Raw genomic sequence first — 14,754 nt, 5'->3', positions numbered from 1 at the left:
GGCGGAGCCGAGCCGCCCACCGCGCCGATGTGGGCCCAGCAGCCGGCCGATCCGTCGCAGCCGCCGCCTGCCGGCGGCTACCCGCCGCCGACCCCGGGGCCGGGTCAGCCACCCCTCGGAGCCGGCTACCCGCCGCCCACCTCCGGAGCCGGCTACCCGCCGCCGACGTTCGGGGCCGGCTATCCGCCGCCGACGTCGGGGGCCGGCTACCCGCCGCCGCCCGGGCCGTTCCCGCCGGCCGGGCCGCAGCCGACCCCGCCGGCCGCCGGCCAGTGGGGCGCCCCGCCGCCCGCACCGGGGCAGTACGGAATGCCGCCCGCCCCGCCGGCGAAACGAGGCGGTGGCGGGAAGATCGCCCTGATCATCGGCCTGGTCGTGCTGCTGGTCCTCTGCCCGTGCCTCGGCCTGGCCGGGTGGGCGGTGTGGCAGGCCGCCGACGACGACCCGGACGAGGCGCCATCCCCGTCGGTGAGCGCACCGCTCGAGCCGACCGACGTGCCGAGCGCGGACCCGTCCACCGCGGAGCCGAGCCCGAGCGAGGACGACGACTACGCCAAGGGCGACTGCGTGGTCAACGACGGCACCGACGACGACGCCGAGTTGCGCAAGGTGCCGTGCGGCCCGAACACGTACGAGGTGCTGCTGCGACTCCCGGCGACCACCGACGCCGACCAGTGCAAGACCCGGGCGCCGCGGTCGACGGCCCACTACGTGCACGACAACTCGGTCGACCTCCTCGACTACGTGCTCTGCCTCCGGAAGCGATAGCGAATCGCGAAAACTAGGGCTGTCTAGCGTGAACGCTAGACAGCCCTAGTTTTGGGTCGAGGCGGCTTCCGGCCGGTCAGATCAAGCGCGCGACACGCGGTAGGCCCATCTACGGATGTCTAGCCTCGCAGCTAGACGGCCCGATACTGTGCGATGCGTGGATCCGGTCCGCAACCCGTACGCCCCGGGCGCCGGCCAGCGTCCGCCCGAACTCGCCGGGCGGGGACGCGAGCTGGACGTCTTCGACATCGTGCTGGAGCGCATCGCGCGCGGGCGCCCCGAACGCAGCCTGATGCTCACCGGGCTGCGCGGCGTCGGCAAGACCGTGCTGCTCAACACGCTCCGCTCGCAGGCAATCAACCGGCTCTGGGGCAGCGGCAAGATCGAGGCCCGGCCGGACCAGTCGCTGCGTCGCCCGATCGCCGCGGCGCTGCACATGGCGGTCCGCGAACTGGCCCCGCGACACCGCGCCCCCGACCGGATCGACACCTTCCTCGGGGTGCTCAAGGCGTTCGCCCAGCGGTCCGCGCCGGCCGGCCGGGGCGGTGCCGCGCCGAAGCTGCGCGACCGCTGGCAGCCCGGCATCGACGTGCCCGCGGCCAGCGGCCGGGCCGACTCGGGCGACATCGAGATCGACCTGGTCGAGCTGCTCACCGACGCCGCCGGGGTGGCCAGCGACGTCGGCACCGGCATCGCCGTCTTCATCGACGAGATGCAGGACCTCGGCCCGGAGGACGTCTCCGCGCTCTGCGCCGCCTGCCACGAGCTGTCCCAGCTCGGCGCGCCGCTGATCGTGGTCGGCGCCGGGCTGCCGCACCTGCCGGCCGTGCTCAGCGCCGCCAAGTCGTACTCCGAGCGGCTCTTCCGCTACCAGCGGATCGACCGGCTCGACCGGATCGCCGCCGACCAGGCGCTCTGCGCGCCGGCCGAGCGCGAGGAGGTGGAGTACGAGCAGAAGGCGCTCGACCTGCTCTACGAGAAGTCCGGCGGCTACCCCTACTTCGTGCAGGCGTACGGGAAGGCTACCTGGGACCACGCCCCCCGCTCGCCGATCACCGCCGCCGACGTGCGGGTGGCCGCGCCCGAGGCGGAGGCGGAGCTGGCGGTCGGGTTCTTCGGCTCCCGGTTCGAGCGGGCCACCCCGGCCGAGCGCGAGTACATGCGCGCCATGGCCACCCTCTCGCTGGTCGAGGGGGAGACGTCTGGGGGCGGCCGGGACGACATGGACGCCGCCGTGCCGACCGCGGAGATCGCCCGGGCGCTCGGCCGCAAGCCGGCCAGCCTCTCCCCGGCCCGGGACGCGCTGATCAAGAAGGGGCTGATCTACTCCGGCGAGCGGGGCACGGTGGCCTTCACCGTCCCGCACTTCGGCCGGTACCTGCGCACCCAGCCGGTCTGACCCGGCCCGGTCAGACCCGGGACCAGGCCGCCGGGAAGAGCACCTCGCCCCGGGGCGGCGGACCGTCCCCGCTGGTGGCCGGCGGCAGCACCAGCGCCTGCCAGGGCTCGCCCAGCCCGGACCACGGGCTGGTCAGGCCCATCCGGTCACCCCGGACGAACCCGAACCGCCGGTAATACGCCGGGGCGCCGAGCACCACCACCAGCCGCTCGCCCAGCTCGGTGGCCGCGTCGAGGGCCGCCTGCACGACCGCCGAGCCGAGCCCGATCCGCTGCCGGTGCGGAGCCACCGCCACCGGCCCGAGGGCCAACGCCGGCTCGGTGTGCTCGTCGGAGCGCACCCGCACCCGGGTGAGCAGGGCGTAGCCGACCACCTCGCCGCCGTACTCGGCCACCATCGCCAGTTCGGGCACCCAGACGTCGCTGCCGCGCAGCTCGTCGACCAGCTCCACCTCGGGCGGAGTGGTCACGTCGGGGCGGGCGAAGGCGGCGGCCAGCACCCGGTGGATCGGGCCGACATCGGCCGGATCCTCGGGGCGCAGGCGCAGCGTGGTCACGCGGGGGACGTTACCCGTCGGGGCCGGTCCATCAGCGACGGTCGCTCGAATCGGCGTGGCGTGACGTCCACGTCGGCCGATCGGATCGGCGGTTGCCGGGGTAGCCGTGCCCGCGACGGGGTATGACTGATCCATGAAACCCGTACGCTCCCTCGCTCGGGCCATGTTGAGCGGCATCTTCGTGGTCAGCGGGGCCCGCAACTTCGCCAACCCGGAGCGGCTCGCGCCCGCCGCGAAACCGGTGACGGACCGGATGGCGCCACTGCTCAAGCAGGCCAACCCGCGCATCCCCACCGACACCGAGACGTTGATCCGGGCCAACGCGGTGGTCCAGGTCGGGGCGGGGTTGATGCTGGCCACCGGGAAGTTCGCCCGACCCGCGGCGCTGGTCCTCGCCGGCACGCTGATCCCGGTCACCATCGCCGGGCATCCCTGGTGGAGCACCGACGACCCGGCGGCCCGGAACAACAACCAGATCCACTTCCTGAAGAACCTGGGCCTGTTCGGCGGGCTGCTGCTGGCGGCGGCCGACACCGAGGGGAAGCCGGGTCTGCGGTGGCGGACCGGGCATCGCATCGGCCACTCCCGACGTTCGGTGCAACGCGCCGTCCGGACCGCCCGCCGGGAGGCCCGGATCGCCGTACGGTCCGCCTCGACGGCCCGACGACTCCCCGGCTGACCTGCGTCTATACCACCCCCGTAGCAGACCTCACCCCTCCCAACGCCGCGAATCACCTGAACCACTCGGTAGGCGTTAACGCGGTGGAAATGTCAAAAACATGTGTGGGATCGGACACGGTCGCATAACGCGGGAGGCACTAACGTGAGGCGCCGTTCTAGGCTCCGTACCGGACCTGGACGGGTAGGACGACCTTGGTACGGGGGTGGCCACGCCATGCCGGCGATCGTCGGTAGACGGCTGGACCGCCTCGCCCCAGTCCGTCGCGTAACGCGTGGGATCGATCGTAGGACAGTCGTACGGACCGGCGTCGTGGCCGCCGTCGCCTATGCCGCATGGCTCGCCATCGGCGCTTTCGGGCGGCCGTACAACTTCTTCGACATGAAGATTTACCACGGCGCGGTGGTGTGGTGGGCGAGCGGTCATGAGCTGTACGAATTCATCGCGCCCGGCACCACCCTGGGTTTCACCTACCCGCCCTTCGCCGGCCTGGCCATGCTGCCGATGGCGCACCTGCCGGTCGCGGGGGCCGGGCTGGTCAACGCGCTGGGCAGCCTCGCGGCGCTGGCCGTGGTGCTGGCCGGGCTGCTGCGCCCGATCGTCGACCGGCTGGCTTGGCCGCTCTGGTACACCGTCGCCATCGCGGTGCCGCTCGCGGCGGCGCTCGAGCCGGTCCGCGAGACCCTCGGCTACGGCCAGGTCAACCTGCTGCTCTTCGCCCTGGTCATGGCCGACCTGATCGGCCTGCGCTGGCGGTCCCGGCGGGGCACCCACTCCGCCGACAGCGACGGTGCGCTGCTGCGCTTCGTCTATAGCGGCGCCTGGGCCGGCGCCGGCATCGGCCTGGCCACCGCGGTCAAGCTGACGCCCGCGCTCTTCATCGTCTACCTGATGATCACCCGGCAGTGGCGGGCGGCGGCGACCGCCGTCGGCACCGCCGTCGGCGTGACCATCGGGACGTTCGCCGTGGTCGGCACCGAGTCACGCGCATACTTCGGCAGCGTGCTGTGGCAGACCGAGCGGGTGGGCGCGGCGGACATGACGCCGAACCAGTCGCTGGCCGGCCTGCTCGCCCGCCTCTACGACTCGATCGAGACGCCCGGCCTGCTCTGGCTCGCGTTCGCCGTGCTGATGCTGGCGGTGGGCCTGTCCCGGGCCGCCAACTCGCACGCCGACGGCGACGAGCTGACCGCATTCACCCTGGTCGGGCTCACCGCCAACGTGATCAGCCCGATCTCGTGGACGCACCACCTGGTCTGGGTCATCCCGGCGATCATCGTGCTGGCCGACGCCGCGGTACGCCGCCGGGAGGCCAGCCGTGGCCTCACCCCGCGGGCGGCGCAGGCGTCGTCGTACGGGGGGCTGCCCGGGGTCAACGGGCTGCGCCCGCCGATCTGGTACCCGACGCTGACCGGGATGCGGCACGGGGTGGCGGCGGCCGGGCTCTACCTGCTCTTCGTGGTCTCGCCGATCTGGCCGTACGAGCACCAGCTGCCCGAGGTCTCGCACTACCAGGACGGCCTCTTCGGCGCGCTGATGGAGAACTCGCTGGCGCTGGCCCTGATCGTGCTGGTCGCCGCGCTGCCCTGGCGGCCGGGCGCGGAGCCGGTCTTCTACGCCGACCGGTTCGGCCGGCCGGTCACCACGACCGGCCGCCGCTGAACGACCGGCCGGTCAGGGGCAGTTGACCCACTCCTCGGTGCCGTCCGCGAAGACCTGCCGCTTCCAGATCGGCAGCCGCGCCTTGACCTCGTCGACCAGCCGGGCACAGGCGGCGAACGCCGCGGCCCGGTGGGCGGTGCTCACCGCGGCGACCAGGGCCACGTCGCCGATGGCGAGCGGACCGATCCGGTGCGACACCGCGACCGCGTACACCTCGGGGTCGGCGGCGATCTCCGCGGCGACCTCGCGCAGCACCTGCTCGGCGCTCGGGTGGCCCTCGTACTCCAGGCTGGTCACGGCGCGGCCGTGGTCGTGGTCGCGGACCACGCCCTGGAACGAGACCACCGCGCCGGCCCGGGGGTCGGCGACCGCCGCCTCGTGCGCGGCGAGGTCGAGCGGCCGGTCGGTCACCTCGCCGTAGGTCGTCGTCGGGGCGGTCACCAGGCACGCTCCCCGGGCAGCAGCGGCAGCGGCAGCACCGGCACCCGGTCACCCGGTTCGCCGGAAGTGCCCGGGCGGATCACCGCGAAGCCGTCCGCCCCGGCCAGCCCGCGCAGCATCGCGGAGCCGACGTGCCGGACCGGATGCGCGGTGCCGGCGACCCGGTCCAGCCGGACCAGCGCCAGATGGGTCTGATCGCCGCGGCCCGGCACCGGCTCGGCGAGCGTGGCGTGCGGCAGCACCGGCATCGGGCGCCCGGTCAGGCCGGCCAGCAGCGGGACGACCAGGGAGACCAGGGCGATGACGGCGGACTGCGGGTTGCCCGGCAGCCCGGCGACGAACCGGACCCGGCCGTCGTCGTCGACCAGCCGGGCCAGCAGCATAGGGAAGCCGGGCCGGACCGCCACGGTGTTGACCACGTAGTCCGCGCCGAGCGCGGCCAGCGTCGGGTGCAGGTGGTCGACCGGGCCGTGCATGGTGCCGCCGGTGGTGCAGACCAGGTCCGCGCCGGCCAGCGCGGCCCGCACCGCCGCCACGTGCGCGGGCAGGGTGTCGGCCACCGGGCCCACCACGTCGGCCGGGCGCACCTGGCAGCCGTAGCGGCGCAGCCAGGCCGGCACCGCCGGGCCGAGCGCGTCGCGGACCCGGCCGGCCGCCGGCGGGCCGGCGGTGAGCAACTCGTCGCCGAAGACCAGCAGGGCGGCCCGCGGCTGCCGCCGGACCACGAGGGCGTCGTGGCCGCAGGAGGCGGCCAGGCCGATCAGCGCCGGGTCGACGGGGGTGCCGGCGGGGAGCAGTTCCTCACCCGCGTAGGCCTCCTCGCCGGGCGCGCGCCACTCCGGCGCCGGTCGCGGCGTGCCGCTGACCAGGCCGTCGGCGGTACGGCTGGACTCCTCCACCCGCAGCACGGCGGTGGCGCCCTCGGGCACCATCGCGCCGGTGGCGATCTCGACGGTGGTCCCGTCCTCGCCCAGCGGGGCCGGTGTGCCACCGGCCAGCACCCGCCCGACCACCCGCCACGGGCCGGTGCCGCGCACCGCCCAGCCGTCCACGCTGGAGGTGGGGAAGGCGGGCAGGTCCGTCCGGGTGGTCAACGGTTCGGCGAGGGTGTGCCCGTCGGTCTCGGCGAGCGGCCGGCTCACGGCGGGCAGCGCGGCGGCCAGCCCGACCGCGTACGCGCGGGCGCGGGCCTCCGCCCAGTCGGCCGGTGGCGGCGCGGCCGGTTGACCGGTGGCCGATACGGTTTCCGTGCTCACCGGCCGAGCCTATCGGGGCGGCGCCCCGGATGGTCCCGTCAGCGGCCGCCCGGCTCGTACGCACCCTGGCGCGACCCGCCCGCGCCGCCGCCCGGTGCGGCGCCACCGGTCAGTGGTCGCCGCCGCGGAGCTGGTCGACGGCGTGGCGCAGGATCGGACCGAGCACGGCGAGCCCGTCCCGGGCGCCACCGGTGGAGCCGGGCAGGTTGACCACCAGCGTGCGGCCGGCCACGCCGGCGAGCCCGCGGGAGAGCGCGGCGGCGGGGACCTGGTCGCGGCTGTGTGCCCGGATCGCCTCGGCGATGCCGGGGATCTCGTAGTCGAGCAGGGCCCGGGTCACCTCGGGCGTACGGTCCGACGGGTTGATGCCGGTGCCACCGCTGGTGAGCACGACGTCCACCCCGTCGGCCACCGCCCCGCGCAGCGCCGCGCCGACCGGGTCGCCGTCGGGCACCACCAGCGGCTCGGCCACCTCGCAACCGAGCTCACGCAGGCCGGCGACGAGCAACGGGCCGCTGGTGTCGGCGTACACCCCGGCGGCGGCCCGGTTGGATGCCACGATCACCCGGGCGCGGATCACGACCGGTCCGCCGGACGGAGCCACTCACCGGTCTTGCCGCCGGTCTTGCGCAGCACTCGGACCGCGTCGACGGTGGCCGCCGGGTCGACCGCCTTGACCATGTCGACCAGGGCCAGCCCGGCCACCGCCACCGCGGTCAGCGCCTCCATCTCGACGCCCGTCCGGTCGGCCGTGCGGGCGGTCGCGGTGATCTCCACGGTGTCGTCGGTGAGAGCCAGGTCGACGGTCACGCCGTGCAGGGCGATCGGGTGGCAGAGCGGGATCAGGTCCGGCGTGCGCTTCGCGCCCATGATGCCGGCCAGCCGCCCGACGGCGAGCGCGTCGCCCTTGGGCAGCCCGTCGCGGCGCAGCAGGTCGACCACCTCGGGGGTGGTCCGCAGCCGGCCGGCGGCGACGGCCTCCCGGCCGGAAACCGGCTTGGCGGAGACGTCGACCATGCGGGCCGCGCCGGCCGCGTCGACGTGGGTGAGCTGCGCGGGTTCGGTCACGCTGGCGAGCCTATCGGGCGGCGGGAAAGCAGGGTGCCGCACCCGCGCACCGGATCGGGAGTGGACGACAAATCCGCTCGGCATTCAGGCGTGGTGGGATTCCGTGGATTCGGCGGCGGTGGAACCGCGCCGTCGACGGGCTTGCCGAACGACGTTCGTCATCCCGCGGATGACGACCGGCCATCCAGCTGTTACCGACCATTGCGAGAAGCGCTCACCGGTCGGGTCCGGTTCCGTTCGTGAATGTCGCGCGTGGGGTGGAGGTGGCCAACCACGTGAATCTCCACAAATTCGCCGACCACGGGACCCGAACGCAACTCACTTCCTGCAAGTTGCAGCATTGCCGCTGGTCAGCAGGGTCGGGAGATGATCACCCGGGACCTCGGAGCCGGCCCGGAGGGCCCGACACCGGCCGAAACGACGATGGGCCGACGGCGCCTTGCCCGCACACTGGAGAGACGGGGACCATCTTTCCGAGGGCCGGCGGGCCGAGCGGCACATTGCGCGACCGATCGACTGCGAAGGAGAGAACATCCCTATGCTCTCCGCGCAGATCGGGTCAACAGAACGTCACCAATAGGCATTGTATTAGCTAATGTTGAGGATACCGACATTTATCACTGCTAACCATGCCCTTCTTCACTTAAGCTGCCTTTCATCAGCCAGACGACACGTCCGGCTAAATGCGACTCTCGCGTGTGAACGGAAGGGGCAGGGGCATGCGCGGCAACGACTGGGGCTGAAATCGTCCAGAGCTCTCCCGGCATTCCGGCGGTAGGCTGCCATCAGGTGCGGGCGGTCACCCGGGAGTGGAGTGACTCTTTTCAGGCGACGCGACACTGAGACCGATCGGCAGCTGCGGCTGCTCGTCGGTCTCGTCGTCGTTGTCGCCGGGGTCGTCGCGCTGGACTCGCTGCGGCTCGCCCTGACGTCGGCCGCACCACGGTCCGAGAACGACGTGGGCACCCTCGTGATGCTCGTCTTCATGATCGCGGTGGGCACGCTCGTCAAGGCGCGGATCCGCGTCCGGTCGACCAGCCACCTGATCAGTTGGAACGAGACCGCGATCGTCATCGGGGTGGCCATCGCCCCCGCGCCCTGGGTGGTCCTCTGCACCGGCGTGGGCGTCGCCATCGCCTCCTTCCGACTCACCCCGATCAAGATCGCCTTTGGCGTCGGCAAGAACATCGTGGTCGCCTGGGGCGCCGGGTCCGCGCTCGCGCTGCTCGACTCCGCCTGGCAGGCGGCCGACGCGCTGCGGATGGCCGGTCTGCTCGCCGTCGTCTACCTCGTCGCGGTGTTCCTGGACGAACTCCTCGCCATCCCGGTCATCGCGCTGGCCTCCGACACCCCGATCTCCCGCCAGTTCCGCAGCAACGTCGACCTGCGGCTGGCCGGGTACGCGGTGCGGTACGTCATCGCCGTGTGCACCCTGCTCATCCTCAAGGCGGACCCCCGACTCCTGCTCGCCGTGCCGCCGCTGGTGCTGAGCCTGCACCTCGCCTACTCCACCCGGTTCCGCACCCGCACCGAGCAGCAGGCCTGGCAGCGGCTGGCCCGCACCACCGACGCGCTGAACGTGGTCGACCTGGACAAGGTCCTCACCACCGCGGTCACCCAGGCCGCCGAGCTCTTCTCCGCCGACGAGGTGGAGATCGAGCTACGCGACGACGGCCGCACCGTCCGGGGCGGGGGCGGCGGCATCACGTACGACGGACCGGCCGGCCAGCCCACCACGGTGGACGGCACGGTCGTCCCGGCCGCGCTCGAGGGGCACGACCGGGCGGTCGACGTCGGCGTGCTCCTGCTGCGGTTCCGCGGCCCGGTGCAGCTCTCCGAACGCGAGCAGTACACGCTGCGTACCTTCGCCTCGGCGCTCTGCACCGCGGTGCGCAACGCGCAGGCGTACGCCGAGCTGGCCCGGGTCGCCGACGAGCACGCGTACGCCGCCACGCACGACGCGCTCACCGGGCTGGCCAACCGGCGGCACCTGCTCGAACAGGGCACCGAGCAGCTCAGCGCCCGGCACGCCGACGGGGTGACCGCCCTGGTGCTGATCGACCTCAACCACTTCAAGGAGGTCAACGACACCCTCGGGCACGCCGCCGGCGACCAGGTGCTGGTGCAGGTCGCCGACCGGCTCCGCGGCGTCGCCCAGGACAGCGACCTGGTGGCCCGGCTCGGCGGCGACGAGTTCGCCGTGCTGCTGCGCGGGCTGCCGGCGCCCGCGGTGGCCGCGCACCGGGCCGAGGCGCTGCTCGGCGCGCTGCACGAGCCGTTCGACCTGGACGGCATGCGGATCAGCGTGGAGGCCAGCGGCGGGATCGCGGCCGCGCCGGCCAGCGGCGGGATGGCCGAGCTGCTGCGCCGCGCCGACGTCGCGATGTACCAGGCGAAACGCGCCGGCCGGCGGATCTCCACGTACGCGCCCACCCGCGACACCGCCGACCTCGGCCGGCTGGCCCTCGGCGGCGAACTGCCCCGCGCCGTCGCCGACCAGGAGTTCACCGTCAACTTCCAACCGATCGTCGACCTGGGCACCGGCGAGGTGACCGGCGCCGAGGCGCTGGCCCGCTGGCACCACCCGGTCCACGGCGTGATCGACCCGCTGCGCTTCCTGGAGGCGGTGGAACGCTCCGGCCTGCTCCCCGCCTTCGCCGAGGCGATCCTCGACCAGGCGCTCATCGCGGCGGGCAGTTGGCGCGACGCCGGCTTCGACGTGCCGGTGGCGGTCAACGTCTCCCCGCGCAGCCTGCTCGACGCCCGCTTCCCCGGCTCGGTCCTGGCCCGGCTGCGCGCGCACGACCTGCCTCCCGACCGGCTGGTGCTGGAGCTGACCGAGACCCTGACGCTCAGCCAGCTGGACGTGGTCGACCGGGTGCTCAGCCGGCTGCGCGACGAGGGCGTCCGGCTGGCGCTGGACGACTTCGGCACCGGCTACTCGTCGCTCTCCCTGCTCTCCCGCATTCCGGTGCACGAGTTGAAGATCGACAAGAGCTTCGTCACCGAGATGGAGACCTCGGCCGAGGCCGCCGCGGTGATCCGCTCCACCCTCGACCTCGGCCGCAGCCTCGACCTCGCCGTCGTCGCCGAGGGGGTCGAGCGGGAACCGCAGCGCCGCGCGCTCTGGGAACTCGGCTGCGCCGCCGGGCAGGGCCACCTCTTCGGCCGGCCGATGCCGGCCGGCACCCTCCTCGCCGCGCTGCAACGCGGCTCCGGCGGCAGTCCCGGCACACTGGCGCCGCCGCTGCACGACGCGGGCGCGGTGATCCGCTTCGCGCCCGGCCGCCGGCAGAACGGACGGACCCGCACCGACCGGCACCTGCCGGCCTGAGACCGGCTCGCCACCCGCGGCAGCTGGCGCGTCCCCGAGGCCGGGAGCGGCACCGCCGCGGGCCGGGTCGACCGGCGACGGCGGGGACGGGTCGGGCGGCGGTCTGCCAGACTGGCGCGCGTGACCGCCGCCCCCACCGCCCGACGCCCCGCCTGGCGGACGCTGGACACCGCCGCCGGCGATCTCGCCCTCGACGTCGGGCTCTACGCCGTCTCCGCCGCGTTCGCCGCGGTCACCGCCGTCACCTCGACCCTCCTGCCGCACCGGGCGTGGGGCGGCGTCGCCGCGGTCGGCTACCTCCTCGCCGCGCTCGCGGCAGCCGGTCAACTCCTGCTGCGCCGCCGGTCGCCCGGCTCCGCGCTGACCGGGCTGCGGGCACGCTGGGCGGTCACCGTCTTCGCCTGGGCCACCACCGCCCTGCTGCCGCTGCTCATCCAGAGCGTGGAACGGGCCGGGGGGCGCACCGACCGGGCGCAGGAGGAGGTGCAGGTGGTCGAGCACTCCGGCGGGCGGCTCGTCGACACCGGCACGCCCTACCTCGGGCACGACGCGATCGCCGCCCTGCCGCCGGGCGAGCAACTGCTCGGCTACACCCCGTATCAGCCGGGGATGGCGCTGTTCGGGCTGCCCCGGGCGGCCGTCGACGGCTGGTGGACCGATGCCCGGGTGTGGTTCGCCGTCGGCACCGCGATCGCCCTCGCCCTGGCGATCCGTGCGCTGCGCGGCCCCGACGGCTGGGGCACCCGGCGGGACGGCGCGCTGCTGCGCGGCGTGCAGGCCGCCACCGTACTGCCGATCTGCGCCCTGACCCTGGCCACCGGCGGCGACGACCTGCCGGTCCTCGCGCTCTGCCTGCTGGCGCTGGCCCTCGCCGCCGCCGACCGGCCCGGCCCCGCCGGCATCGCGGTCGGCCTCGCCGGCGCGCTGAAGCTCTTCGCCTGGCCGGTCGCCCTCGTCCTGGTCATCTGGGGGGCGACCCGCCGGGCCGGCCTGCGGGTAGCGGCCGGTGCGATCGGCCTGCCGGTCACCGCGCTGCTGCCCGTGCTGCTGGTCGACCGGGACGCGCTGGTGGAGAACGTGCTCCGCTTCCCGCTCGGCCACGGCCTGGTCACCAGCCCCGCGCAGTCCCCGTTTCCCGGGCACCTGATCACCACCGCGCTGCCGGCCGGCCGGGTGGTCGCCGCCGCGCTGCTCGTCGCGGTCGGGCTGGCGATCGCCGTCCGGCTCGCCCGCCGCCCGCCGCGCAGCGCCGCCACCGCCGCGCTGGTCTGCGGGTACGGGCTGCTGGCCGCAATCCTGCTGATGCCGTCGACCCGGTTCGGCTACCTGCTCTACCCGATCGCGTTCCTGGTCTGGGCGCCCGCGCTACGGGCCAGCCGGCAGCCCGACGCCGCCTGAGCGGCCGGGTCGGCGGCACCTCGGGGCGGCCGGTTCGGCCAACTGGCGGGCGGAGTGCGGCGGCAGGGCGTACACCTGGAGACATGACCACCTATCGCGACCGGGCCGAGGCGGGTCGGATGCTCGCCGACCGGCTCACCGCCCTGATCGGGGAACCGGACGTCATCGTGCTCGGCCTGGTACGCGGCGGCGTACCGGTGGCGGAGGTCGTCGCCGAACGGCTCGGCGCGCCGCTGGACGTGCTGGTGGTGCGCAAGCTCGGCATGCCCTGGGCCCGTGAGGTGGCCTTCGGCGCGCTCGGACCGGGCGGGGTGCAGGTGCTCAACGATCAGGTGGCGAGCCGGCTCAGCGCCGAGGACATCGCCGAGGTCACCCGCCGCGAGCAGGCCGAACTGGACCGCCGGGAGCGGCTCTACCGGGCCGGCCGACCGCCATTGGACCTCTCCGGGCGCACCGCGGTGATCGTCGACGACGGGCTAGCCACCGGCGCCTCGGCCCGGGCCGCCGTGGCGGTCGCCCGCCGGCTGGGCGCCCGCCGGGTGGTCGTCGCGGTGCCGGTCGGCTCACAGGAGGCGTACGAGATGCTCTCCGCCGAGGCCGACCAGGTCATCTGTGCCCAGCATCCGCCGGAGTTCATGGCGGTCAGCGCCTACTACGACGACTTCCACGAGGTCTCCGACGACGAGGTCACCGAGGCGCTTACCGCGACCGCGTGACCGGACCGGGTACCGTCGGGTGATGAGCCTCACCTGTCCCAAGTGTCACGGAGAAATGCGCCAGTACGAGCGCAGCGGCGTCGTCATCGACCAGTGCGGGGAGTGCCGGGGGATCTTCCTCGACCGCGGCGAACTGGAGAAGCTGTTCGAGGCGGAGGCCAACTGGAACCGCCAGCAGACCGCCGCCCCGGCCGGCCAACCGGGCCACCAGCAAGGGGGCTACCCGCCGCCCCCGCCGCCGCCCGCGCCCGCGCCGCACCAGCCCGGCTACGGCGCGGTGCCCCCGCCCCCGCCGCCCGCGCACGGCTACCCGCCGGCACCCGCCCCGGCCTACGGCGGCCACGGCCAGCAGCACCACGGCTACCACGGGCACTACCGGCGCAAGAAGCACAAGAGCTTCCTCGACGAGATGTTCGGCTGAGCAACGACACCGACCGGGCCGGCCGCGCGCCGGCCCGGTCGCACCGCCGCGCCGCGTGCCGAAACCGGCCGGTCGTGCGACGCTGCAACCCATGACGCCTCACGGGCACGTCGCGCTGGCGCAGGCGTACGACGGGATCACCCGGGTGGTCGCCGACCTCGACGACGCCGACCTGCAACGGCCCACCCGGTGCCGCGGTTGGCTCGTCGCCGACCTGCTCTTCCATGTCCTCTGCGACGCCCAGCGGGCCCTGGTCGCGCTGGCCAGCCCGGCCGACGGCCCGCCCACCGCCGACGACGTGAGCTACTGGCGCTCGTTCCCGGGTGACGAGGACGGCACCGCCGCCCGGCACGCCTGGTGGGCCCGCCGCTCGGCGGCCGCCTTCGACCGGCCCACCGGCGTCGTCCGGCTCTGGTGCGACACCGCCCCCGCCGCGGTACGCGCCGCCAGCCGGGCGGACCCGGACGGCTGCGTCAGCACCCAGGGTCACGTGCTGCGGGTGCCGGACTTCCTCGCCACGCTCACGACCGAGGCGGTCGTCCACCACCTCGACCTGGTGCTGGACCTGCCCGACGCGCCACCGCCCGGCGAACTCGCCGTACGGGTCGCGGTGGCCACCTTGGACGGCCTGCTCAGCGACGAGGCGGTCCGACCGGTGGGCTGGAGCGACGAGGAGTTCCTGCTCAAGGGGACCGGGCGGCTCCCGCTCAACGACCGCGACCGGCTCGAACTCGGCGAGGTCGCCGGCTGGTTCCCGCTGCTCGGCTGACCCCGCCCTGCCGGCATTTCGCCCGGTCGTCGGGCGGAGCGGGCTGCGGGTCAGGCCCGGCGGGCGGCGTCCGCACGGCGGGCGGCCGCGACGCGTGCCGCAACGCGACGCTCTCGCAAACCCGCCCAATCTATTGACATTCGATAGGTAGCGAGTGAAGATCGATACATGCTTGCAGAGCATCGGGCGGTAGCCGCTCTCAGAGTCTTCCTCGTCCTGCTGTTCGGGATCCTGGTCATGTTCCAGACCTTCTCGCTGCCCGGGCAGTTCGCGCACATGGCACAGGA

The 14,754-nt window shown here is 74.3% G+C and carries 14 protein-coding genes; 9 read left to right on the top strand and 5 right to left on the bottom strand.

The genetic code is table 11. The annotated features are described in order from the left end of the window. Positions 1–357 precede the first annotated feature (357 nt). A complete protein-coding gene (locus ACVCAH_RS22290) occupies positions 358–768 on the top strand; it encodes an LppU/SCO3897 family protein (protein WP_447138219.1) in 411 nt (136 codons plus the stop codon). Positions 769–925: 157 nt separating this feature from the next. Next, positions 926–2,167 carry an AAA family ATPase gene (locus ACVCAH_RS22285; protein WP_447138123.1) on the top strand — a complete coding sequence of 414 codons (1,242 nt, stop codon included), beginning with the start codon at positions 926–928 and terminating at the stop codon, positions 2,165–2,167. Between the two features lie 10 nt (positions 2,168–2,177). Here the strand turns inward: ACVCAH_RS22285 and ACVCAH_RS22280 are convergent, their stop codons facing one another. Beyond that, complete coding sequence (locus tag ACVCAH_RS22280; protein ID WP_447138122.1) at positions 2,178–2,723, bottom strand: GNAT family N-acetyltransferase; 546 nt, start codon at positions 2,721–2,723, stop codon at positions 2,178–2,180. A gap of 133 nt (positions 2,724–2,856) precedes the next feature. Here ACVCAH_RS22280 and ACVCAH_RS22275 point away from each other — a divergent pair, with 133 nt between their 5' ends. Further along, the gene (locus tag ACVCAH_RS22275; protein ID WP_447138121.1) at positions 2,857–3,402 is read left to right on the top strand and encodes a DoxX family protein; all 546 of its coding nucleotides are present in this window, start codon (positions 2,857–2,859) and stop codon (positions 3,400–3,402) included. A 216-nt stretch (positions 3,403–3,618) separates the two neighbouring features. Beyond that, positions 3,619–5,064 (top strand): glycosyltransferase 87 family protein, encoded by a 1,446-nt coding sequence (locus ACVCAH_RS22270; protein ID WP_447138120.1) that lies wholly within the window; start codon positions 3,619–3,621, stop codon positions 5,062–5,064. 12 nt (positions 5,065–5,076) lie between these two features. Here ACVCAH_RS22270 and ACVCAH_RS22265 read toward each other — a convergent pair whose 3' ends face one another. The 4 genes from ACVCAH_RS22265 to moaC all read right to left on the bottom strand — a co-directional run bounded on the left by ACVCAH_RS22265 (position 5,077) and on the right by moaC (position 7,829). Beyond that, a complete protein-coding gene (locus ACVCAH_RS22265; protein ID WP_447138119.1) occupies positions 5,077–5,505 on the bottom strand; it encodes a molybdenum cofactor biosynthesis protein MoaE in 429 nt (142 codons plus the stop codon). Next, a complete protein-coding gene (locus tag ACVCAH_RS22260; protein ID WP_447138118.1) occupies positions 5,502–6,761 on the bottom strand; it encodes a molybdopterin molybdotransferase MoeA in 1,260 nt (419 codons plus the stop codon). Before ACVCAH_RS22260 ends, ACVCAH_RS22265 begins: the two co-directional genes overlap by 4 nt. 109 nt (positions 6,762–6,870) lie before the next feature. After that, a complete protein-coding gene (locus ACVCAH_RS22255; protein WP_447138117.1) occupies positions 6,871–7,341 on the bottom strand; it encodes a MogA/MoaB family molybdenum cofactor biosynthesis protein in 471 nt (156 codons plus the stop codon). Next, positions 7,338–7,829, bottom strand: coding sequence for a cyclic pyranopterin monophosphate synthase MoaC (gene moaC, locus ACVCAH_RS22250; RefSeq protein ID WP_447138116.1), 492 nt, complete (start codon positions 7,827–7,829; stop codon positions 7,338–7,340). The genes ACVCAH_RS22255 and moaC overlap by 4 nt, the downstream gene beginning before the upstream one ends. An 814-nt stretch (positions 7,830–8,643) precedes the next feature. Between moaC and ACVCAH_RS22245 the strand changes: the two genes are divergently transcribed. From ACVCAH_RS22245 to ACVCAH_RS22225, 5 genes are all read left to right on the top strand, one after another. Then, the gene (locus ACVCAH_RS22245) at positions 8,644–11,163 is read left to right on the top strand and encodes a putative bifunctional diguanylate cyclase/phosphodiesterase (protein ID WP_447138115.1); all 2,520 of its coding nucleotides are present in this window, start codon (positions 8,644–8,646) and stop codon (positions 11,161–11,163) included. Positions 11,164–11,283: 120 nt separating this feature from the next. Next, on the top strand, positions 11,284–12,561 hold the full coding sequence (locus tag ACVCAH_RS22240; protein WP_447138114.1) for a glycosyltransferase family 87 protein: 1,278 nt from the start codon (positions 11,284–11,286) through the stop codon (positions 12,559–12,561). Between the two features lie 83 nt (positions 12,562–12,644). Further along, entirely contained in the window at positions 12,645–13,277 is a 633-nt protein-coding gene (locus ACVCAH_RS22235) for a phosphoribosyltransferase (protein ID WP_447138113.1), read from the top strand. A 19-nt stretch (positions 13,278–13,296) separates the two neighbouring features. Further along, on the top strand, positions 13,297–13,698 hold the full coding sequence (locus tag ACVCAH_RS22230; RefSeq protein ID WP_447138112.1) for a TFIIB-type zinc ribbon-containing protein: 402 nt from the start codon (positions 13,297–13,299) through the stop codon (positions 13,696–13,698). Positions 13,699–13,789: 91 nt separating this feature from the next. Next, positions 13,790–14,467 (top strand): maleylpyruvate isomerase N-terminal domain-containing protein, encoded by a 678-nt coding sequence (locus ACVCAH_RS22225; protein ID WP_447138111.1) that lies wholly within the window; start codon positions 13,790–13,792, stop codon positions 14,465–14,467. The last annotated feature ends 287 nt before the right edge of the window (positions 14,468–14,754 follow it).

The sequence above is a fragment of the Micromonospora sp. LZ34 genome (genome assembly GCF_052981855.1).
Note: the sequence above shows the minus strand (reverse complement) of the source record. Positions and strands in the feature narration are given on the sequence as shown.

What these genes read in the sequence shown, in the direction of transcription:
- ACVCAH_RS22235 (WP_447138113.1), top strand. Translation starts at nt 12,645, where the DNA reads ATGACCACCTATCGCGACCGGGCCGAGGCGGGTCGGATGCTCGCCGAC.
- ACVCAH_RS22270 (WP_447138120.1), top strand. Translation starts at nt 3,619, where the DNA reads ATGCCGGCGATCGTCGGTAGACGGCTGGACCGCCTCGCCCCAGTCCGT.
- ACVCAH_RS22225 (WP_447138111.1), top strand. Translation starts at nt 13,790, where the DNA reads ATGACGCCTCACGGGCACGTCGCGCTGGCGCAGGCGTACGACGGGATC.
- ACVCAH_RS22275 (WP_447138121.1), top strand. Translation starts at nt 2,857, where the DNA reads ATGAAACCCGTACGCTCCCTCGCTCGGGCCATGTTGAGCGGCATCTTC.